The following is a 21760-nucleotide window of genomic DNA, read 5'->3' on the forward strand; positions in this document are numbered from 1 at the left end:
GGAGATTAAATTGGTACCTGACTTTCAAAAAATTATGCTTCCCCTGTTAAAGTTATTAGGGGATAAAGAGATACACAAGACATCGGAATTGAAATTAAAAATTGCTGATCACTTTAAACTTTCTGAAGTTGACAGGAATGAAATGCTTCCCAGCGGGACTCAGTTGAAGTTGGATAATCGGGTACATTGGGCAATTTCTCACCTCAAGCATGCGGGATTGCTTGTGTACCCCTCAAGAGGCAAATGCATGATTACTGAAGAAGGGATGAAAGTGATTTCCAACCCTCCTGAATTAATAAACATTAAATATCTTCGCAATTTCACCGTATTTCAACAATGGCAGGATGAGACGAAGTCAAACCGTAGAAAAGTTGATAACACGACAGAAGGAGAGTCTACCCAATCAGTCATTACGCCGGATGAATCGATTGAGAATTCTTATTCCGAGCTTAACAGAGTATTAAGAGCAGAAATCATTGAGAAAATTAAAAGTTGTTCACCTCGTTTTTTCGAGCAATTAGTGATCGATCTCTTATTGAAGATGGGCTACGGTGGATCGAAAATTGAAGCCGGTGAAGTACTTGGAAAGAGTAATGATGGCGGAATCGATGGTCTGATAAAAGAAGACCGATTAGGACTTGATACAATTTATGTTCAGGCAAAAAAGTGGGAGAATGTTGTACCTGTTTCTCAAGTTCGTGATTTTGCGGGGGCACTTCTTTCAAAGAAAGCTAAAAAAGGGATATTTATTGCCACTTCATCTTTCCCCAATTCTGCAAAGCAATATGTTGCAGCCATAGAACCACGAATAGTGCTGATTGATGGTGAGCAGTTAGCGGAATTGATGATAGAGCATGATCTTGGGGTGTCCATACAGAGAACCATTGCAATCAAAAAGCTTGATCTTGATTATTACGAGGAATAGAGGATGGCATTCTGTGAAAAGAATCAAAAGAAATGTCCCATGTTCTGTTGACGGTCTCTTGAATAAAATCCAGAGCCCTGTGAGGTCAGGATGTTGTGGTTAATTCCCCATATGTTCCCCATATTCTTGTCCAAAAGGCTGGTTCAAAGATCGTAACATTAAATAAATAAATGAGTTAACCGTTATCTGTAATTCCCCATATTTTCTACCCAAACAGGTAAACATTTCATTACCCTTCCCGGTTGAAGTGCAGAAGCGGGGAATATTTTTCTACCCATATGTCGCCGCAAGGGCTTTCTTGGGATATGGTTGCCGGTTTATCTACGAACATCAAACCCCGCTCCGGGGGTATTGGTCAGTTGGGAATTATCGTGTTCTACCCACATGTCGCCACAAGGGCTTTCTTGGGATTTGGGTGTCGTGTTCTACCCATATGTCGCCGCAAGGGCTTTCTTGGGATTTGAGTGTCGTTTTATCTACGAACATCAAACCCCGCTCCGGGGGTGTTGGTCAGTTGGGAATTATCGTGTTCTACCCATATGTCGCCCGGAGGGCTTTCTTGGGATTTGGGTGTCGTGTTCTACCCATATGTCGCCGCAAGGGCTCTTTCGTGGCAGGGTTCCTGATTTGCTACCCACATGTCGCCCGAAGGGCTTTCTTGGGATTTGGGTGTCGTTTTTGCTACGAACATCAAACCTGCCCGGGCAGGTTTCCCCACAATTTGAATTTTGCGGTAGGACAATCGGGGACGATTGTCGCTCCTTTTCCGAGGGTTTTGGTTTTCGATATTTATTGAATGTGCGTGAATTCTTTTCATCCTTTCGCATCCTGAATATCGTGTTCTACCCATATGTCGCCCATAGGGCTAACTCGGGTCAGCTAATAGTTCATAGATAATAGCTAATACCTGTTCCATCCAAATGTCGCCCGCACGGTTTCAGCCTTCAGCCTTCAGCTTTCAGCCTTCAAACTTCCTTCCTTCTTCATCCTCGAAAGTTTTTGATGGCTCTGTATCGCCTGCCCCAAAATTTGAATTTGGTCAGGGATGTATATACAACGAGTCTCTCGAATATCCTGAATCTAAGGAGATAATGCAGTATCCGGTAACCGACTCCAAAGAAGCCGATCATCAATATGCTTTCAAGTGTAAAGCTGATAACACCGTTTTGAAGGAATGGCGGAAGGGGGTCGATAAACTTATAAACCAGGTTCTCCAGTAAAATCGAGAAGATTAGATATGTTACGATAATGAAGCCGTGTCCCGTCTCGATTGCTTTCTTTGGGCAACTGCTCATACACTTCATACAACTTTCGCAACGATAAGTCCAGAAAGGATGGGCATCAATTTTCTCGATTGCCTTTACGGGACATCCTTTAATGCACGCACCACAGTCGTCACAATCCTTTGATGCATAAAATGTTTTCGCGAGGAAGAACCTCCCCACCAAGTAGTAACCAAGTGAAGCGGGTGCAATAAGGAGGTCCTGTACAATATCCCGCAAACCCTTGAAATTACTTCCACCAGAAAGAACCTTTTTTGCAAAGACGGTCACCCTCTCCTCATTCCTGACATGAAGAAATTTTACGGTTCTTTCGTTTAAGCCGGGATGGAGCGAGATCCAGTTTGACGGCATGTCAACAGGGAACATTCCCTTTAGCGAGTACCCTTTAAGTTTCAGAAGCTGAGCAGCCAGATAGAAGGCGACTCCCGTCAGTCCGGGAGTAATCCATTTCCCGATAAGCATGCCTGCGCGGGTGTTCATTAGCAGCACATTATTTTCCCCTTTTGGGAATCTTGTCAGGAAGTGCAGCATAACGGGAGGATAGTTGAATCCATGGATGGGGGAGATAAACGCTATCAGTGCTGAAGGGTCGGGCGGGGTGATATTCAGTCTGTCGATGGATGCAATATTGACTATTTCGCATTCAATGTTATTTTCCTCCGCAACACGGGAGAGCCACACGGCAACATTTTTTGAATTTCCGGTACCGGAAAAATAATAGATGATGAGCTTTTTGTAAGGTGACAAGAATTCTCCATTTTCTTGTTGTAGAGCTAATTCCACAGGAAGAAACAACAAATAGTCATTTTTCGCTATTTTAAATCTTGAGAGGCAGATCTACTGCTACCTCGTTTTCGGCTCCGTCCCGATCCATCGGGAAACCTGCAACCCTTCGGTTAACGATAGTCCCGATCCATTGGGATAGCAATGGCGAAAGAGATTATTTAAAACGAAAAAACCTGTCTTAAAAGACAGGTTTTTCGCTTTCGGCTCCGCGAGCAGGACTCGAACCTGCAACCCTTCGGTTAACAGCCGAATGCTCCACCATTGAGCTATCGCGGAATTTTATTGATTCATCAAGGAATGTTTTTTACAAAACAATTTCAAAATGAGCTACAAATATAAGGAATCTCTATATTCCAGTCAAGAGGTTGTTAAAATTTATTAACAACCTCTTGAGAATTTTTTTATTTGAGGAGTACCAGTTTCTTCAATTCGGTAAAACCTTTGGAACCATCCACGGGTACTGCGGTCAATTTATAGAAATAGATTCCGGAAACGAGGTTTGAAGCATCGAATCTCAAAGAGTGTCTTCCGGTTGAGTAACTGCCTTCGAGAAGGTTTACGAGTTCCTCACCGAGGGAGTTGAATATCTGCAGTTTCACATTGCTCTCACGGGGAAGAACGAATGAGATTGTGGTGGAAGGATTAAACGGATTGGGGTAATTCTGCTCAAGCCGGTAATCGGTGATTGCTGTTTCAGATTCTTTTACACCCGTTGTAATCACGATGTCGTCCACTCCTCTTGGCATAAGCTGGTAACCGCTGTTGAACGGAGCGGTTGTTTTATACTGACTTAGTACGGATGTCAGGGTGAAAATTGCATTAACAGGAGCAGGTTGTCCTACGAGACTCGTTCCGGTTGTTATTCTGACCTGCATCGAATCCACACCATCAGTCAGGATATAGTTTGTGTTGCCTGCCCATGTTGTAACCTGCGATACGAGAGAGAGTCCTGTAATTTTAATCAGTTTACCTTCATAGGTTTCATCACCACCCCAGTTCTGATTCAGAATGTCAGAAATGGTGATTTCAGCCGGTTCGACTGTAAGACCTGAATCGAGTTTTTGGAATTCACTGACAGGGTTGATTTCTGTGAGTCCGTTGTAACTAACCACCTTGCCCGTAACTTTTACATAATCACCTTTGACTATGGATGACGAAAAACCTCCAACACCTCTGCCAAAAACAGCGAGTCCTCCTGTCGAATCCTGTAGAAATGAAGGGCTGTTGAATTCATTCCCCACAGTTACAATTCCCTTGATTGTTACTACTTTTCCCGTATCAAGCGAAACTCCGTTCGCATCATTTTGGTGTAAATGAGCGATATTATACTCAGGAATGGGTATTGCAATCGAGAAAATCCCCGACAAGCTGTTCAGGGAAGGGTTTGTGGCATCACTTACTCTAACCACACAGTTTGTGGAAGGTGTGGCAGGTACGGTCCAGGAATATGACCCTGAAGCTGCAGGGGTCGAAGAAATTATATTCAGCCAGCTTGTACCCGAATTTGTTGAATATTCCAGTTTTACATTTGCAACATTCGCAGAAGACCAGGTGATATCAGTTGTTGAACCGCTCACGAGGTTTGTCCCCAGCAGTGGTGAAAGAATGCTGATACTTCCGGGTTGAGGATCCGTAACAGTCACCGTGAAGTTGGGAGCATGATTCCACCTGCTTTTTACAGCACATCCCGTGGCATATAAGGTTTGAGTGCCGGCTGTGGATGGAGCGGTATATTTGAATGACCAGACGAGCTGTGTTGTGCCGGTCTGTTTAGAAGGCTGGGTCAGTTCCCCGTTCAGGACTTTCAGACGGGAATCAACTTTTGCGAGGGTACCGTTTGAGGCGGCGATGTCCATCCCTCCACCTGTAATGTTCGAAGTGTAGGTCATCAAGACAGAGTAGCTTCCTGTTTCACCCTTGTTCAGAGTGGCAGGTCCTGATATGGTCAGCGTAACGCTGCTGCTCGGGGAGCTTGTATGACATGTACACCCGGGTGTTGATCCCTTTTTTGTGTAGCCGCTTTCGCCTCCTGGGTAAGCGAGAAGAGAACAGTTGGCCAACAGTAATAAAACAGATGTTAAAAGAGAAAATCGTAGAAAATCAGCTTTCATCTAAATTATCTTTCAGTAAAAATAGTTTTTTGGTTATTAAAATTGTGAATATAAATATCTGTATCTGCAAAAATAATTAAATTATTAATTAATCATATCATCCATTATTTTTTACAAACCGGTTGGAATGAACTAATAAAAGTTTATATTGCCCATTGGTTTTTCCGCCAATGCGATTTCTAACCCGGATGGATACCGTGGAATTGAATTTCGTAGCTTGGACGGGAAGCATTTTAATAGCAAAGCCGGTGAATTGTCATGGAAAAAATATCTATATTGGTGATAGAAGATAACAGACTGCTTCGCGAGGGAATAGAGACCCTCTTGAAAACCAGAGAAGATATGTCGGTGGCCTCTACAATTGGTAATGGTGAGAATATTCTGGAGAGGGTGCTCGAGTACAACCCCGATATCGTATTACTTGATCTCGGTTTAAGGAGTCAAAGCAGTTTAAATATTGTTAAAACTGTTCTGAAAAGCCGGCCCGGTGTAAAGATCATAATTATGGATCTGGTTGCCGCAGAGAACGATGTTTACAATTTTATAAAAGTCGGCGTTTCCGGTTTTCTGCTAAAGGATGCAGGGATCAATGAATTTTATGAAACAATCCGCAGGGTCCATCGCGGTGAGCAGGTTCTTCCCCCCAATCTCACAAGTTCGCTTTTTGCTTCTATCATAGAGAGTGCAATTCATTCTGCGAAACCATCGCTTATTGTTGAGTCAGTAAGAATGACCAGAAGAGAAAGAGAAGTAATTAAACTGATTGCTGAGGGCTATTCGAACAAGGAAATAGCTCAACTGATAAATCTTTCTGCGTTTACGGTAAAAAGTCATGTACACAACATACTTGAGAAATTGTCGTTGCAGACAAGAGTCCAGGTCGCCAACTATGCGAACATTCAAGAATCTTACCTCAAGGCAAAAGAGGATACCCATCTCCTGGAAGATTAAACTCCCGAATATCATACCTGAATAGACCGTTTTTCATCCCTCTGATCTATTGAATCAGAGTTTTGAGTGTTGTATCTTGTCTTCCAAATAAAAAGAGACTTACAGCACCATGAAAAAAATAAAACTCTTGCTCATCGAAGACAATCGACTGCTCCGCGAAGGAATACTAAACCTTCTGGCGGGGCACGATGAATTTGAGGTGATTGCTTCATCGGGAGACAATAAAAGCAGCTACACGAAAATCAGACAACTGACCCCTGATGTTGTGCTGCTTGATCTCGGACTCCGCAATCAAAACAGTCTTCGAATAGTAGAAATTCTGAAAGAAGAATTTCCAACGGCAAAAATCATCATAATGGACCTTGCACCGGTACAGGCAGACATAAAACTCTACCTGAAAGCAGGTGCGAACGGTTTTATTCTGAAAGATGCCACCCTCAATGATTTCCTCGTAACAATCAGAACTGTTGCCGAAGGCGAAAATGTACTCCCCCCACATGTTGTCGATTCCCTTTTCTCAAAAATAATTGACCTCGCTATCCGTGACGGGAAGCTTAAGCTAAATGAAGCCGTAATCATGACCAAACGGGAAAAAGAAGTGATGGCATTGTTGAGCGAAGGGATGAGCAACAAGGAAATTGCCCACAAAATACATATCTCCGCACATACTGTGAAGAGTCATGTTCATAATATTATGGAGAAGCTCGCACTTCATACACGGCTTGAAGTAGCCAACTATTCATATACTGAAGAAGCACTGCTTTCAATTACAAACAGTATTTCTGTAATTCCAAACTAAAAATTTAAAATGGAGATTAATATGCAACGAGGATTAAATGGCTTGACCGGATATACGATAAAAGCCAGAAACGGTGAACTTGGGAAGGTTGCCGAATTCTACTTTGATGATGAAACCTGGATTATCCGTTACATGGTTGTTGAGACAGGCAACTGGTTGTTCAACCGAAAAGTGCTCATTCCACACAAAGCCTTGGGTTCTGTGGATTGGGATGAAGGCATTTTCCATGTGAATCTTACGATGAAGCAAGTATCCGACAGTCCTGATATCGATTCGAAAATGACGATTTCGCGGGCGCAGGAAATAGAGCTCTATTCCCATTATTCTTATTCGAACTACTGGGGTGAGCCTTTTTATACTGAATCGGCTTCAGCGATGGTGGCAAACAGTATACCGAGCGCCGAGGCGGTTCAGATGCCAAAAAAACAGAAGAAGGATTCACATCTCTGCAGTTCCGAGAAAATCAAAGGTTTTCAGATTCAGACTCATGAAGGCATGGCAGGACTTGTAGCCGACTTCATTGTCGATGATGTAACCTGGATGTTGAACTTCATGGTTATCTCGCGGCACAACCGTTCTCAGGATGAAAACATGCTCATTTCGCCAAAATGGATCGAGGAAATTGACTGGATTGAATCGAAAGTCTCTGTAAATATTTCGAAAGAGACGATTGAACAGGGACCCGGATTTGACCCCCTTATCCCGGTAGCGAGAGATTTCTAACCTTCAATCAGGATTAGTCCATTTTTCATCCTAATGGCTCATTTTTTGATTGGAGGAATATGAATATCTTGTTATGCGAAAGAAATTCAAAAAGGAGAATAAAATGAGCAAGAGCCAGGACAACAAAAAAGGCACGAAGAAGGTGGCACTTCTCTCCAAAAAAGAGAAAAAGGCTGCAAAGCAGGATAAAAAGAACGGGTTAAGTAATCACGAGTTGATTCCTAAATAGAAATTTAATAGAGCGGTAGCCGGATAATCATCACTCGTCATGTGGTTGTCCGACTTTCCGCATTTTACAAATATGGAGAAAAATTGGAACCAAAGACAGAAGAAGAAATCCACGCCGGAGAGAGTGTGCAGCCCGAGGAAGATACGGCATTAAAGATGCCGCTAAGCAATTTCTTTGTGGAGATTACTTCTCTTACCATGTTTACTCTTAGATTCTTCAAAGAGCTCTTTCTTCCCCCGTATGAGATTAACGAGTTTATAAAACAATCGGTGAACATCGGATACCGTTCTGTTGCTCTGGTCGGGATAACGGGGTTCATTATAGGGCTCGTTCTCACGATCCAGTCCCGCCCGACACTGGCAAAGTTTGGAGCTGAATCACTCCTGGCAGCCATGGTTGCTGTTTCGATCGTGAGGGAGATAGGTCCCGTCATCACTGCTCTAATAGTAGCAGGAAAAGTGGGATCAGGAATTGGTGCGGAACTTTCATCGATGAAAGTGACAGAGCAGATCGATGCCATGCAGGTATCATGGACAAATCCGTTCAAGTATCTGGTTGTGACGCGTGTGTTGGCAGCAACTCTCATGTTGCCGCTTCTTGTGATTTTTTCAGATGCCATCGGCATCTTTGGTGCATTTGTGGGAGTAAATCTGAAAGGTGATGTGAGTGCAAACCTCTTCATAACCCAGGTGTTCCAAAGTCTGGAATTTAAGGACCTGATGCCCGCAATCGTCAAAACATTTTTCTTTGGATTTGCGATAGGATTGATTGGATGTTACAAGGGATACAATGCCGAGAATGGAACCGAAGGGGTTGGTAAAGCAGCCAATTCGGCGGTGGTTTTTGCATCCCTTGTCGTTTTTATTATAGATATGGTGGCAGTGCAGATTACAAGCCTGCTGCAGTACTAAGGATGAAGGTGGTTGACATGAAAATGAAAATCATGGGTGAGGGGATGAAAAAAGATGCTTCCGGCAGGGAAGTGGTTGTCGAGATGCAAAAGCTTAAAAAATCGTTCGGAAACAAGCATGTACTTGAAGAGATTAATTTTTCGATGTACAAGGGGGAAAACCTTGCAATTCTGGGGAAATCAGGTACGGGGAAGTCCGTATTGATAAAATGTATTGCCGGACTTCTCAAACAGGATGAGGGGAATCTTCACCTCTTCGGGAAAGATATTGCAACTCTGAGTAATCAGAAACTGGAGGCAGCGAGAAAAAGGATCGGTTTTCTGTTCCAGAGCGGTGCACTTTACGATTCGATGACCGTAAGAGAGAATCTGGAATTTCCGCTGAAAAGACAGAAAAATAAACCCGGCGTTGATGAAATGAATGAACTGGTTATCGAGGCACTTCGAAATGTAGGACTCGAAGACACAATTGACAAGCAGACGACGGGACTTTCAGGTGGAATGAGGAAGAGACTTGGACTGGCGAGAACTCTCATTTTAAAACCTGAAATTATGCTGTACGATGAACCGACAACCGGTCTTGATCCTATTACATCCAGAGAGATCAGTAATCTGATAATCGAAATACAGCGGAAATATAATACATCATCAATAATCATTACGCACGATATTGCATGTGTAAAGATCACCGCTGACAGGGTAATAGTATTAAAGGACGGGAGATGCTTCGCCGAAGGGACATTCGACGAGCTCCAAAATTCTGCTGACGAGTGGGTCAGCTCATTTTTAAAGGACTGAAAGGTCAACAAAACCATGGAGTATTCAAAATGAAAAACGATACCAAAAACAAAGTCAGGCTTGGGATGTTCATCCTTGCCGGAGTGGCGGTATTAATCATTGCCGTTTACTTTATCGGTGACAAGCAACAAATATTTACCTCGACATTCAAGCTTAAAACCATTTTCAGAGATGTCGGAGGACTTCAGGTCGGAAGTAATGTACGATTCTCAGGGATTAATGTTGGTACGGTTGAGGAAATTACAATTACAAGCGACACCAGTGTAAGGGTTTCATTGCTTGTTGAAGACGGAGTGAGAAAATTCATCAAAAAGAATGCGCTCGCAAGCATCAACTCAGACGGACTGATGGGGAGCAAGATTTTGACAATCAACCCCGGAAGCGGTCTCGCCAGAATGGTTGAGGATGGAGATGTAATAGCCGCCTCCAAACCAATAGACATAGATGCTGTAATGATGTCGCTTAAGGGCACCATTGACGATGCAGCCAATATAACAAATGACCTTTCCCGAATTACAGGCTCGATAGCAGCCGGAAAAGGAACCATCGGGAAACTTCTGATGGACCCTGATCTCTCCAACGATTTCGGTGCCATTGTGCTCAATCTTCATCAGGGATCTGAAAGTTTTCTGGAACTTACGAACAGGGCAAAATCGCTGCAGACCTCAATAGACAACATCAATCTTTTCACCGGAGATCTCGCACGAATTACAAAAAAAATGGAGAACGGGGAGGGAGCTGTCGGAAGACTTTTTATGGATACGACATTTGCACTGCAGCTTGACTCAATAGTTTTTAATCTGAACGAAGGTTCAAAAGGTTTGCGCGAGCTAACCTACTCAACCAATAAAAGCCTGCACAACAATATCGATTCGATTTTTATAAATATTAAAGATGCCACCCGCGGGTTTAAAGACCTGATGGAAAAGGCGCAAAGCTCCTGGTTGCTTTGGGGGTTCTAATCCCCGAAGCCCTTCCATAATCTACACCTGCCTCAAAATTGTTGAGCTTTTCTCACCCCTCAGGGTTAGATCAATTATCATCCCTTTGTCCGATTACATTAGATAGATTTCTTAGTTACCTTTACACCGATCAAAAGTTAACATAAGGAGTTAATAGAATGAACAAATTTAAGCAAAATGTAAAGAAGTGGTTGATCCCGCTCATACTGGGCCTGGTTTTGACCAGTTGTGATGAACGAATCGGACTTATCACTCCCCCCCTGGTAACATCACCTACAGTAAGCTCGACCTCGCCGGCTAATGCCGATACGGGCGTGGCGCTGAATACAAAGATAGCTGTTACATTCAGTGAGGAGATGGATTCTCTTTCAATCACCACCGCAACTTTTACACTGATGCAAGGAAACACCTTCACATCAGGTACAGTTCGCTACAACGGTTTAACTGCCACATTCACACCTGAAAGTAATCTGGAACCATATACCACATATATTGGTACGATTACCACAGGTGCAAAGAGCCGCGCAGGCAAAGCCATCCAAAACAACTATGTCTGGAGTTTCTTTACAGGAGCTTCTGCAACTGTTACGCCACCAATTGTGAGCTTTACTGACCCGGCAAATTCCGAGACAGGTGTGGCTCTTAATCAGAAAATTGCTGCCACATTCAGCAAGGCGATGGATGCCTCAACGATAACAACAGCCTCCTTCACAGTAATGCAAGGAAGTGTTTTTATATCGGGAACCGTAAGCTATGTAGGCACTACAGCCACATTCATACCTTCAAGCAATCTTGTATCCAGCACAACTTACACAGCAACAATTACCACAGGTGCAAAAGACCTTACAGGTAATTCAATGGTAAAGAACTATGTCTGGATATTCACAACAGGAGTTGCGGCAGTGGTAACACCACCGACAGTTTCCTCGACTGATCCTTTGAATGGAGCGACAGCAATTCCGTTTAATCAGAAAGTCTCGGCTACATTCAGCAAGACCATGGATGCTTCAACAGTAACCACTGCCACATTTACGCTGGCGGAAGGTTCTGCATTTGTTGCAGGTACCGTTACTTATGTAGGCAGAACAGCAACATTTTCACCAACAATCAATCTTAAAGCAAACACACTCTATGTAGCAACAATTACCACCGGAGCAAAAGATCTGACGGGTAATAACCTTGTAGAGAACTATGTATGGAAATTTACCACAGGAGCCGGTGCAGTAATTACACCTCCTGTAATCAGTTCAATTGATCCCGTAAATGCAGCCACAGGTGTTCCGCTTAATCAGAAGATAGCAGCCACATTCAGCAAAACGATGGATGCTACCACGATCACGGGTGCAACTTTTATTCTGAAACAGGGATTTGCCTCGGTACCCGGATTTGTTTCATATTTTGGAACAACCGCTACCTTTGCTCCGGCAACAAATCTTCTTCCTAACACAACCTACACCGTAACCATTACGACGGGTGCAAGAGACCTTGCCGGCATCGCACTTGAAAACAATTATACATGGAACTTCACAACCGGTCTGGCAGTGGTAATTGTACCGCCGTCAGTAAGTTCGACAGATCCTTCGAATAATGCGACAGGAATTGCTTTAAATCAGAAGATTTCAGCAACTTTCAGCAAGGCGATGGACCCTTCAACGCTAACAACAGCCACATTTACACTTTCCGAAGGATCATCATTCGTATCAGGAACCATACAATATGTTGGAATGACTGCTACATTTATACCTTCGGTCAATCTGTTGTCAGCAACGACATATACAGCTACCATCACCACCGGTGCAAAAGACCTTACAAACAATTCAATTGTTGAAAATTATGTATGGCGTTTTACTACAGGTGCAGGAGCGGTTGTAACTCCTCCGATTGTGACATCAACCGTGCCGGTTAATCAGGCAACGGGTGTTCCTCTCAATCAGAAGATAGCAGCCACTTTCAGCAAATCGATGGATGCAAGCACCATTACAGGAGCAACATTTACTTTGAAACAGGGTAACAACTCCGTTTCCGGTTTCGTCTCCTACTTTGGTACAACAGCAACTTTCACACCTGCTACAAATCTTGCTGCCAATACTGTGTATACAGCGACGATAACGACAGGCGTAAAGGATTTGACCGGAAACGCACTTGTTAACAATTATGTATGGACATTCACCACAGGCACAGGAGCGGTAATCACTCCACCTGTAGTAAGTTCCACTGATCCGCTAAACAACGCGACCGGCGTTCCGTTGAATCAGAAAATAGCAGCCACCTTCAGTAAGACGATGGATGCCTCGACCATAACGACCGCTACTTTTACTTTAAAGCACGGCACGACAGTAGTCTCAGGTTTTGTCTCCTATCTCGGAACAACTGCTTCTTTCTCACCGACAAACAACCTTCTGGCAAATACTCTCTATACAGCAACCATAACTACCGGAGCGAAAGATCTAACCGGCAACGCACTGGTTAACGATTATGTATGGACATTTACCACAGGCGGCGGAGCCATAATAACTCCACCGATTGTTATATCGACTTCACCTTCAAATCTCGCAACCGGTGTTCCGTTGAATCAGAAAGTCTCCGCGACCTTCAGCAAATCGATGGATCCGTCAACGATAACCAACTCGACATTCACCCTTAAGGATGGTTCAAACCCTGTTTCAGGTTTTGTATCATACTTTGGCACTACTGCCACATTTACACCTTCGAGCAATTTGCAACCGAATACTCAGTATACGGGCACAATTACCACAGGTGCAAAAGACCTTACCGGAAATGCTCTTGAGAACAATTATGTCTGGACATTTACCACGGGAGCAGCGGTTGTAATTACCCCTCCGACTGTGATACTTACAGACCCGTTGAACAACGCGACCGGAGTCCCTGTAACTAAAAAGATTACTGCCACATTCAGCAAGGCCATGGATCCTTCAACTATAACAACTGCCACCTTCACACTGATGCAGGGTGCCACTTTTGTTGCAGGAACCGTAAGCTACAGCGGTATGGTGGCAACATACACACCTTCAAGCAATCTTGCTTTGGGTACAGTGTATACTGCGACAATAAACACAGGAGCTAAGGATCTAGCAGGAAACGCTCTTGCTGCTAATTATGTCTGGAAGTTCACGACCGGATTCGCAACGGGTCAGTTGCCTGTGAACCTCGGTTCGGCAGCAAGATTCGCTATTCTCTCAAATTCGGCGATAACAAATGTTCCGACCTCAGCCATTACCGGTGATGTTGGTATTTATCCCGGAGCGAGAGGCGCAATCACTGGTCTTACTCTTCCTGAAGTAACAGGTACCATCTTCGCAGCAGACGATCCCGAGCCGGTTCCATCGATGTTGATTGCAGCAAAACTTGCAGCTCAGGTTGCATATCTTGACGCTATATCGGCAGCCCGTGGAACACCGACACCACTAAGCGGAAACATAAACGGTCTTACTCTTGTACCGGGACTTTATCAGTCAGGTACATCGATCGAGCTATCCGCCGGAGGCATCGTCTATTTTGATGCACAGGGTGACCCGAATGCCGTCTTCATAATCAGAAGTTCCACTTCGATAACAACCCTGTCGACAAGTCAGGTGGTCTTAACGGGTGGAGCACAAGCCAAAAACATATTCTGGTCAGCGGGTTCTGCCATCACTCTTGGAACAAACTCCAAAATGTTCGGAACGCTGATTGCCAGCACTTCAATCTCACTGCTCACAGGTTCACGACTTGACGGGCGGGCTCTGATTCAGGGTGCAGCAGCCGGCCAAATATCACTTGACCAAAGCACTATTGTTGTGCCGCCGTCGAAAAGGCAAAAATAAAATTTGCGGGGTGAGGAAACTCCAAACTCCTCATCCCGTAATTTATTTAGTAAAAGATGTGAAGACAGTTTAGATAAAGCAGTAGAAATAATTTAGAAAGTAAACAAAAAATGAAAACATTGATAAAAACACTTGCATTGGTGCTGGCATTCAGTCTCGGCGTCATCCAAGCACAAACAGCAGTGAACAGCTGGGTGTTGGGCTTTGGCCTGACTTATCCCCGATTGTATTCTGCGAACATAACCACCCTGAATACCAATTGGGGCGCCTATGGGTCGATCCAGAGGAATTTCTCGGAAAATGTCGGACTCAGATTAAGAGGCGGCTATGCAAATCTTAATGGCGAGTGGACAGACATGAACTTCAACAAGGTGAAAGCATCCACGGATCTGGTAACAGCGGATCTCGACCTTATTTTCTTCCTTGTACCCTGTGCCCCTGTTTCGCCTTATCTTTTCGCGGGAGTTGGCGCCAACTACAAAAGCACCAGCAATCCGCAGACAGCATTCCCTGACGAGAATAAATTCGGTTCACAACTTAATGTCGGTCTGGGAGCAGAGTTCAAATTCAGCCCCATCTGGTCTGTAGTTGCAGAATTCGGCTATCATGTAACCAACAATTCAGAACTCGAAGGGACAATTGTTCCGGCAGAGATCAACGGACATGATTCCTGGATGGCGCTTAACCTCGGATTCAATTACACATTCCAAAAGGGTGACAATTCAAAGGATTGCGAACCATGCGAAGGAATTAGAGCTGACAAAGACATGACCGATTACAACAGAATTGAAGACATGATCAACAAACACATCCCAAAAGAGGTTGTGAAGGAAGTTATCCGTGAGATCTATGTCGACAAATATATTATCGCAGTTGCAGAAGACAAACTTGTACTCGTTGGCGTGAACTTCGCCTGGGGCAAATCTGACCTCCTTCCTGAGTCCTATGTTGTTCTCGACAAATCTGTTAAACTGTTGAAAGACAGATCGACAGTGAAGGTTGAGATAGAAGGCTACACTGATTACACAGGACCTGTTGAATACAACCAGCAACTCTCGGTCGATCGTGCTCAGAGAGTGAAAGATTACCTCGTGCAGAACGGCATCGATGCAAGCAGACTCACCATAGTAGGTTATGGAGAAGGCAACCCGATTGCCGACAACACAACTGAAGAAGGCAGAGCAATGAACAGACGAATAGTCTTTAGAATCCTTAAATAACTACCTGTAGTTATCTTTTGGCGTCCCTGCAACTAAAAATTGCAGGGATGTTTTTAAAACAGAAAGAAAAAATCATGAAAATCAAATTAACATTACTCACAATGTCGGCAATCCTGATGGTGCTTGTGGCACCGGGTTGCAAAGACAACTCCACCGGTACAGCTCCGGGAGATAATGTGACGGTTTCGATGGCAAAGGAAAACAGCATTTCCAAAATACCGGCGGAAGTTCTGGTTCTCGATACTGTCAAGATCCTTTTGAGAGACATTAAATTCAGCAAACCAACAGGTGACTCTTCCAATGTGAAGATCGGACCTATGGTAATTAAACTGAATCTCAACGGTACACCTACCGAGTTCGCAGCCGGAAGGATAGATGCCACCGACTACGGAAAAATAAAGTTCAGAATTCATAAACTTGAGGATACAGAGCTTGTACCTGACCCTGAGTTTATAGATGGTTTCAGTCCTGCTCTTCGCTACTCTGTTATTGTCAAAGGAAGATTGAACGGAATACCGTTCATCTATAAATCTTCAAAATCAGCAAAACAGGAAGTTGACTTTAAAAAGGTTTTAAGATTCGCAAATGATCAAAGAACCAATGTCACACTTTTTGTCGATGTAAATACATGGTTCCTCAAAGGAACTGCATTTCTTGATCCGACGAATGCTGCCAACTTCAACGACATAGATAACAATATTAAAGATTCGTTCAAGAAAGCATACCGTGACAACGATAAAAACGGTATCGAAGACTAATTAAGGATTAGTACCCTGCCCGTCAGGGTACTAACCCCTTTATCATCCTTTAGGGTGATAGTATGCCACAAGTACAAAGGTTACCTTGTGATACTATATTATGAAGAATTTAATCACTGTTTTGGGAAGACAAATTTCTAAAAACAAAAATGTACACATGTGAAATGGAGTTACAAAATGAAGATCAGTTTATTTTTTGTCCTTGTTCTTGGCTTTATGATGGCGTTGGTAAAACCTGTCACAGCTCAGGATCATGGATTTGGACTTGGTGTTATTCTTGGTGAGCCGACAGGTCTCTCTGCAAAGTTGTGGACCTCGCGTACAAATGCCTTCGATTTCGGACTCGGTTTTTCGGTCGGTGGCGATCGAATATCGAAGAACAATTACAATTATGATGGAAAAGGAAGACTCCATTTCCACATGGATTATCTGTGGCATTCGTTTACGGCGATCAGCTCATCTGAAAACTTCCCTCTCTACTACGGTATAGGCGGCAGATACAATTCGGGTGGCGGTTATGATGGTTCCCTTGGTGCCCGTGGTGTGTTGGGAATCGCCTGGTTACCCAGAGGTACATCGATAGATGTCTTTTTGGAAGTAGTCCCTGTTTTCCAGATCACTCCCTCAACAGGTTTTGGTGTGGATGCAGGTCTTGGTATGAGATTTTTCTTCAATTGATCAAGATGTCAGTTGAAAACATTTAAAAAGGAAAACAAGTTGAAAACACTTACAACAATATGGCTTTTACTTGTTGGTATCAGCCAGATAGCAACAGCACAAACAATGGTGCACCCGACCAACAACAATGCGATGTCAAATATTTTTGCCATCACGATTGAAGGTGGTGTAACCCTTGGACTTACCGATTATAAAACAAACACCATGAACTACGACGGGAAGCTTTCCCTCGAATATTACTTCCCTTCAACGGGCCAGAGCAATATTGGTTTAAGAGTTTTTGGTCAAAAAGCAACAATAACCGGTAAAGATGTCCCTGTAGGGGCAGTGAATGTCACAAATGAATTCACAACAACAATGGATCTTATCGGAGCCGGAATCATTTACACACTCTCAATCGGTGATGCATTCTACCCCTGGGTAGGCGTCGGCGGTTCAGCTTTGTGGTTCACTCCCAAGGATGCAAATAAAACCCTTCTACCCAACAAGGCAGCCGGTCTCTATAAAGACATGATGATCGCCTACAATGGTGATGCAGGTATCAAAATCTTTGTATCCAAAAAAATGAGCTTCAATTTAAGCGGTGGTATCGTTCTTGGTACAAACGATTATCTTGATGATATAAACGGTGGATCAGGAAACGACCTTTTTATTACCGCGAATGCAGGTCTCTCCTATAATATAGGAAGAGAAACTGACACTGACGGTGACGGAGTTCCAAATTCTGACGACGCATGCCCCGGTACACAGGCAGGTGTCAAGGTTGATGAATTCGGATGCCCGATCGATACTGATAAAGACGGAGTTCCTGATTATATGGACAAATGTGCAAATACTCCAAAAGAAGCAAAAGTGGATGCACAGGGATGCCCGCTCGATTCTGATGGTGACCTTGTTCCCGATTATCTTGACAAGTGTCAGAATACCCCCAGAGCCGCAAAAGTTGACGCTTTTGGATGCCCACTTGATACTGATGGTGACGGCGTTCCCGATTACCTCGACAAGTGTACAAACACTCCAAAAGGTGCAAAAGTTGATGCAGCAGGATGCCCTGTGGATTCTGACGGTGACGGCGTAGCAGATTATCTTGACAAATGCCCCAGTACCCCTGCAAAAACTGAAGTTGATGCAGACGGATGCCCGCTCAAAAAAGAAGTGGAAGTAATTGTCATCGAAAAAGAACCAACAGTAGTAGTGCTCAGTGGAGATGCCAATTTCGAATTTGGAAAAGCAACACTTCTGCCAAGCGCCTACTCAGATCTTGACGCCTTAGCCAAAACCATGAAGGAAAACCCCATGTACAAATGGGAAGTTGCCGGTCACACGGACGGAGTCGGACCAGCAGCCTACAATCTTGAACTCTCAAAACAGAGAGCACAATCAGTAGTTACATATCTGACTAATCATGGTGTCGACAAAAACTCACTCAAAATGGTCGGATACGGAAAAGACAACCCAATCGGTTCAAACGATACCCCTGAGGGCAGAGCAATGAACAGAAGAGTTGAAATAAAACTTCTATCTAAAAACTAAGAAGCATCTTCCCTCCCCAATAAAGGGAAGATAATTCAGGGGAACCCAATTTCGAGAGCGGTAGTAAATCTGCCGCTCTTGTTGTTACCGGAAACGGTTCACTTTAATTATGGTTTCTGATGATACAGAGACCCGGAAATTTTTATGATAACTGATGCAATCATGCTGTTTCTCAAAGGACTTGTCATTGGTTTTGCCATGGCACTGCCAATCGGTCCTGTTGGAGTCATCTGCGTAAGGAAAACTCTCACGGACGGACGACTGGCAGGGATGACAGTCGGACTTGGAGCCGCAACCGCAGATATGCTCTACGGCAGTATCGCAGCTTTTGGCTTGACCATGATCTCAGACACAGTATTCAGGGAGCGTTTTTGGATACAATCCGTTGGTGGACTTCTCCTGCTTTTTATAGGCGTCAGAACTTTCATGACGGAACCTAAACCACCAAAAGCAAGTGTCGAGCAGGAAAACAAGTGGCACTCATACATTTATATTCTAATACTTACCCTTACCAATCCTCTTACCATTTTTTCATTCATTGGAGTTTTTGCTGCCCTCGGTCTGGCTGAAGGACTCGGAGTCTGGTCTGCAACCATCCTCGTAACGGGTGTTTTCGCGGGCTCTACTCTCTGGTTTTTTGTGCTTAGTACAGGAGCAACTTTCTTCAGGAAGAAACTTGATGTTGCGGGGTTGCGCTGGGTAAACAGGGTAGCCGGATTATTAATAATTATTACCGGAGTGATCGCAGTCGGCACTTTGGTAAGTTATCTCTAACAAAAAAGAAAGCGATTTCATCATGTTTTATACATTGGCAGCAATTCTTATCGTTTTGTGGTTACTCGGATTTGTGACCTCCTACACCATGGGAGGCTTTATACACATTCTCCTTGTAATTGCAGTCATAATGTTCCTTGTCAGGGTGATAAGCGGGCGTCGTCTTAACTGACGGGGAACAAATAAGATGGAGAATGTAAAAATCGCCTCAGGCGGGACCCGTTTTGTGGTAATAGCAGCATCACTGGTGATTATTATTACCGGGCTGAATGTTGCCCAATCGGTGGTTGTGCTCTTCCTCGTCTCCATGTTTCTGGCACTCCTTGGAGCACTCCCGTTAGCCTGGCTAAAGGAGAAAGGAGTGCCGGCAGGGTTGGCGGTATTAATCGTAATGTTTGTGATGGTGGCAACCTTGATCCTGATTGCAGCACAGTTAGGTTCATCAGTGAGCAGCTTTATTAGTGAGTTGCCGGAATTGCAAAGGGGGTTAAGAGAGCAGGTGATATTCCTCAGCAAGTTTCTTACCGAGCGGGGAATTGTAGTAAGCGAAGAGTTTTTTCTCGATTACATAAATCCTGAAAAAATTATGGGACTTACTGCGGGGCTTTTCACAGGAGTAAGTTCGATACTCTCAGATATTGTTCTGATACTTCTTACGGTAACTTTTATTCTGCTTGAAGTCGCCAGTTTTCCCATCAAACTAAGAGCTGTTTTAGGAGATCCAAAGCAGGCATTCCCGCAATTCACAAAATTTGCTGTGGATATGAAAAGATACATGGTGATAAAAACCTTGATCAATCTGCTTGTAGGAATATGTATCACTGTTCTTATGGTTGCTCTTGATGTACAATTCCCGATACTTTGGGGATTTCTTGCTTTTCTTCTTCACTACATTCCGAATATCGGAAGTGTGATAGCTGCAATTCCGGCAGCACTTCTGGCTTTAATTCAGATCGGTCCCGGCACTGCACTGCTTGTCCTTGGGGGAAATCTCGTAGTTGGATTTTTGGTCGGAAATGTTCTCGAACCCCGAATGATGAGCAGAAGCCTGAATCTCTCCACCCTTGTTGTATTTCTTTCACTTATTATCTGGAGCAGTCTCCTCGGACTCGTTGGGGCAATTCTCTGCATTCCGCTGACTATCAGTATGAAATTTGCATTTGAAAGTGATGAAAGAACAAAGTGGATTGCCGTACTTCTTGGTTCTGAAAATATTAAGGAATCTGTTTTTATGGGGAAGAAAAAAGAGAAGTTGTGATGAAGACTTCAAGCAACTCTGTTCACAAATATTCTTTTTTCACTCTTTTTCTATTGTCCTTCCTGATTCAACTCACAATATACGCCCAGCAGGAATACCCCGTCCCGGGTTTGTCAGGTCTTGAGGATGATATGATGATACTGCGGTTCGACAAGCCTGTATATTTTCCCGGTGAGTTTGTAAACATCAAAGTTCGAAGCAACTCGGGTCACACTGTTTCAGATTTGCAGCCCATCCTTGTGATGGACAACGCCGTAACTGAACAGATAAACGATTCGTCATTCAGAGTTCTGGTGCCGCCGACCTGCATTCCGGGGCTCTATCCGGTGCGAATCAGATATAAAGACAATCAGGGGAGAAGACTTGTCCATGAGACAGGTTTTGCGGTAAAGATCGAAGAGCACCATTTAATTGAAGATTTAAACCGGTTCGTTTGTATAGTCCCCTTCGACGGGGGTTCCGATCCGGAATCAATCGTGACACTCGACAGGGAAAAGCTGAGGGATCTGCGGGTGTTTTTCCTTCGGGACAATATCAGACCCGGAATGGGACCACAATTTCTTACAATCAGAACGACCATTCAACTGAGGGACGGTACAAAAGAACAATCCACTGAGAGAAGAGTGCTTACATTCCGAAGTGATGAGGACTCGAACCACGATCAGACTTTGATGATGCAATACCGAAATGCCTACGGGCCCTATTCAGCTCTTAAGACTGAGGAACTTCAACAGGTAAGACTGAATTTTGACAGCCTCCCCGACTGGGCAATAGTACAAATAACTGTGGAGCCCGATTACTCGATAAAGATCGGAGAAGTTGACCATAAAAATTCCGTTACCCGCTATTATCATGTAAAGGGTCCCGCAATTGAAGTGGGGTTGGTGCTGGGAATTCCCAAAGTACTCTACGATTCTCAGATGGAGGACAGGGTTGACTACGGAAATTCGAGCGCGATGATACGATTTTATTATGTAAACGAGAGGACCGGAAACAGGTTCCCTGTAAATTTTGGTGTCGGGACTTTTGGGGTAAACTCACCCCTCGATGTTGATATCGGCAGGGGTGGATTTGCACTCTCCCTCTTTTTTGATCTGGCGCAGATTACAAGTTTTTTAAGTGTCGACTTTATGAAGCGAATCACTGCAGGGATAGAGGTGGCACCATTCTTCCCGATACAAAAAAAGTGGCGATTGCTGATCATTGCACAACTCGGTTTTTCAATTTAAGTTTTTAGA

At 43.9% G+C, this 21760-nt stretch carries 18 protein-coding genes and 1 tRNA gene; 16 read left to right on the top strand and 3 right to left on the bottom strand.

The features are described from left to right. The first annotated feature begins 10 nt into the window (after nt 1-10). Nucleotides 11-925 carry a restriction endonuclease gene (locus tag J0L60_13175; GenBank protein ID MBN8547077.1) on the top strand — a complete coding sequence of 305 codons (915 nt, stop codon included), beginning with the start codon at nt 11-13 and terminating at the stop codon, nt 923-925. Nucleotides 926-1908: 983 nt separating this feature from the next. On the opposite strand, the gene J0L60_13180 is transcribed toward J0L60_13175, so the two are convergent. The 3 genes from J0L60_13180 to J0L60_13190 form a co-directional block, all read right to left on the bottom strand. Continuing rightward, nucleotides 1909-2955, bottom strand: coding sequence for an EFR1 family ferrodoxin (locus J0L60_13180; GenBank protein MBN8547078.1), 1047 nt, complete (start codon nt 2953-2955; stop codon nt 1909-1911). A 243-nt stretch (nt 2956-3198) separates the two neighbouring features. Then, nucleotides 3199-3270 (bottom strand) — tRNA-Asn (locus J0L60_13185). A gap of 125 nt (nt 3271-3395) precedes the next feature. Then, on the bottom strand, nt 3396-5054 hold the full coding sequence (locus tag J0L60_13190) for a T9SS type A sorting domain-containing protein (protein MBN8547079.1): 1659 nt from the start codon (nt 5052-5054) through the stop codon (nt 3396-3398). 309 nt (nt 5055-5363) lie between these two features. On the opposite strand from J0L60_13190, the gene J0L60_13195 reads away from it, so the two are divergent. From J0L60_13195 to J0L60_13265, 15 genes are all read left to right on the top strand, one after another. Then, a complete protein-coding gene (locus tag J0L60_13195) occupies nt 5364-6056 on the top strand; it encodes a response regulator transcription factor (protein MBN8547080.1) in 693 nt (230 codons plus the stop codon). A 109-nt stretch (nt 6057-6165) separates the two neighbouring features. After that, nucleotides 6166-6855, top strand: a complete 690-nt coding sequence (locus J0L60_13200; GenBank protein MBN8547081.1) for a response regulator transcription factor — start codon at nt 6166-6168, stop codon at nt 6853-6855. Nucleotides 6856-6876: 21 nt separating this feature from the next. Then, nucleotides 6877-7578 (top strand): PRC-barrel domain-containing protein, encoded by a 702-nt coding sequence (locus J0L60_13205; protein MBN8547082.1) that lies wholly within the window; start codon nt 6877-6879, stop codon nt 7576-7578. 384 nt (nt 7579-7962) lie between these two features. Continuing rightward, nucleotides 7963-8718, top strand: a complete 756-nt coding sequence (locus J0L60_13210; protein MBN8547083.1) for an ABC transporter permease — start codon at nt 7963-7965, stop codon at nt 8716-8718. Nucleotides 8719-8762: 44 nt separating this feature from the next. Next, nucleotides 8763-9515 carry an ATP-binding cassette domain-containing protein gene (locus J0L60_13215; GenBank protein MBN8547084.1) on the top strand — a complete coding sequence of 251 codons (753 nt, stop codon included), beginning with the start codon at nt 8763-8765 and terminating at the stop codon, nt 9513-9515. Nucleotides 9516-9544: 29 nt separating this feature from the next. Then, complete coding sequence (locus tag J0L60_13220) at nt 9545-10477, top strand: MCE family protein (protein MBN8547085.1); 933 nt, start codon at nt 9545-9547, stop codon at nt 10475-10477. 158 nt (nt 10478-10635) lie between these two features. Continuing rightward, nucleotides 10636-14301: an Ig-like domain-containing protein gene (locus J0L60_13225; protein MBN8547086.1), complete on the top strand. Its 3666-nt coding sequence runs from the start codon at nt 10636-10638 to the stop codon at nt 14299-14301. A gap of 110 nt (nt 14302-14411) precedes the next feature. Next, nucleotides 14412-15521, top strand: a complete 1110-nt coding sequence (locus J0L60_13230; protein ID MBN8547087.1) for an OmpA family protein — start codon at nt 14412-14414, stop codon at nt 15519-15521. 74 nt (nt 15522-15595) lie between these two features. After that, on the top strand, nt 15596-16279 hold the full coding sequence (locus J0L60_13235; protein MBN8547088.1) for a hypothetical protein: 684 nt from the start codon (nt 15596-15598) through the stop codon (nt 16277-16279). A 177-nt stretch (nt 16280-16456) separates the two neighbouring features. Next, the gene (locus J0L60_13240) at nt 16457-16957 is read left to right on the top strand and encodes a hypothetical protein (protein MBN8547089.1); all 501 of its coding nucleotides are present in this window, start codon (nt 16457-16459) and stop codon (nt 16955-16957) included. Nucleotides 16958-16996: 39 nt separating this feature from the next. Next, a complete protein-coding gene (locus J0L60_13245) occupies nt 16997-18490 on the top strand; it encodes an OmpA family protein (GenBank protein MBN8547090.1) in 1494 nt (497 codons plus the stop codon). A 144-nt stretch (nt 18491-18634) separates the two neighbouring features. Continuing rightward, complete coding sequence (locus J0L60_13250) at nt 18635-19264, top strand: LysE family transporter (GenBank protein MBN8547091.1); 630 nt, start codon at nt 18635-18637, stop codon at nt 19262-19264. A gap of 22 nt (nt 19265-19286) precedes the next feature. Continuing rightward, on the top strand, nt 19287-19436 hold the full coding sequence (locus tag J0L60_13255; GenBank protein ID MBN8547092.1) for a lmo0937 family membrane protein: 150 nt from the start codon (nt 19287-19289) through the stop codon (nt 19434-19436). Nucleotides 19437-19451: 15 nt separating this feature from the next. After that, nucleotides 19452-20522 (top strand): AI-2E family transporter, encoded by a 1071-nt coding sequence (locus J0L60_13260; protein ID MBN8547093.1) that lies wholly within the window; start codon nt 19452-19454, stop codon nt 20520-20522. Beyond that, entirely contained in the window at nt 20522-21751 is a 1230-nt protein-coding gene (locus J0L60_13265; GenBank protein MBN8547094.1) for a hypothetical protein, read from the top strand. Before J0L60_13260 ends, J0L60_13265 begins: the two co-directional genes overlap by 1 nt. The last annotated feature ends 9 nt before the right edge of the window (nt 21752-21760 follow it).

It is taken from the genome of Ignavibacteria bacterium, from assembly GCA_017302895.1.
GTDB lineage: Bacteria > Bacteroidota > Ignavibacteria > Ignavibacteriales > Ignavibacteriaceae > UTCHB3.

Bases quoted from the DNA above. Each gene is read 5' to 3' on its own strand.
- J0L60_13250 (MBN8547091.1), top strand. From the start codon at position 18,635: ATGATAACTGATGCAATCATGCTGTTTCTCAAAGGACTTGTCATTGGT.
- J0L60_13205 (MBN8547082.1), top strand. From the start codon at position 6,877: ATGCAACGAGGATTAAATGGCTTGACCGGATATACGATAAAAGCCAGA.
- J0L60_13235 (MBN8547088.1), top strand. From the start codon at position 15,596: ATGAAAATCAAATTAACATTACTCACAATGTCGGCAATCCTGATGGTG.
- J0L60_13230 (MBN8547087.1), top strand. From the start codon at position 14,412: ATGAAAACATTGATAAAAACACTTGCATTGGTGCTGGCATTCAGTCTC.
- J0L60_13200 (MBN8547081.1), top strand. From the start codon at position 6,166: ATGAAAAAAATAAAACTCTTGCTCATCGAAGACAATCGACTGCTCCGC.
- J0L60_13210 (MBN8547083.1), top strand. From the start codon at position 7,963: ATGCCGCTAAGCAATTTCTTTGTGGAGATTACTTCTCTTACCATGTTT.
- J0L60_13255 (MBN8547092.1), top strand. From the start codon at position 19,287: ATGTTTTATACATTGGCAGCAATTCTTATCGTTTTGTGGTTACTCGGA.
- J0L60_13220 (MBN8547085.1), top strand. From the start codon at position 9,545: ATGAAAAACGATACCAAAAACAAAGTCAGGCTTGGGATGTTCATCCTT.
- J0L60_13265 (MBN8547094.1), top strand. From the start codon at position 20,522: ATGAAGACTTCAAGCAACTCTGTTCACAAATATTCTTTTTTCACTCTT.
- J0L60_13260 (MBN8547093.1), top strand. From the start codon at position 19,452: ATGGAGAATGTAAAAATCGCCTCAGGCGGGACCCGTTTTGTGGTAATA.
- J0L60_13240 (MBN8547089.1), top strand. From the start codon at position 16,457: ATGAAGATCAGTTTATTTTTTGTCCTTGTTCTTGGCTTTATGATGGCG.
- J0L60_13225 (MBN8547086.1), top strand. From the start codon at position 10,636: ATGAACAAATTTAAGCAAAATGTAAAGAAGTGGTTGATCCCGCTCATA.
- J0L60_13195 (MBN8547080.1), top strand. From the start codon at position 5,364: ATGGAAAAAATATCTATATTGGTGATAGAAGATAACAGACTGCTTCGC.
- J0L60_13215 (MBN8547084.1), top strand. From the start codon at position 8,763: ATGAAAAAAGATGCTTCCGGCAGGGAAGTGGTTGTCGAGATGCAAAAG.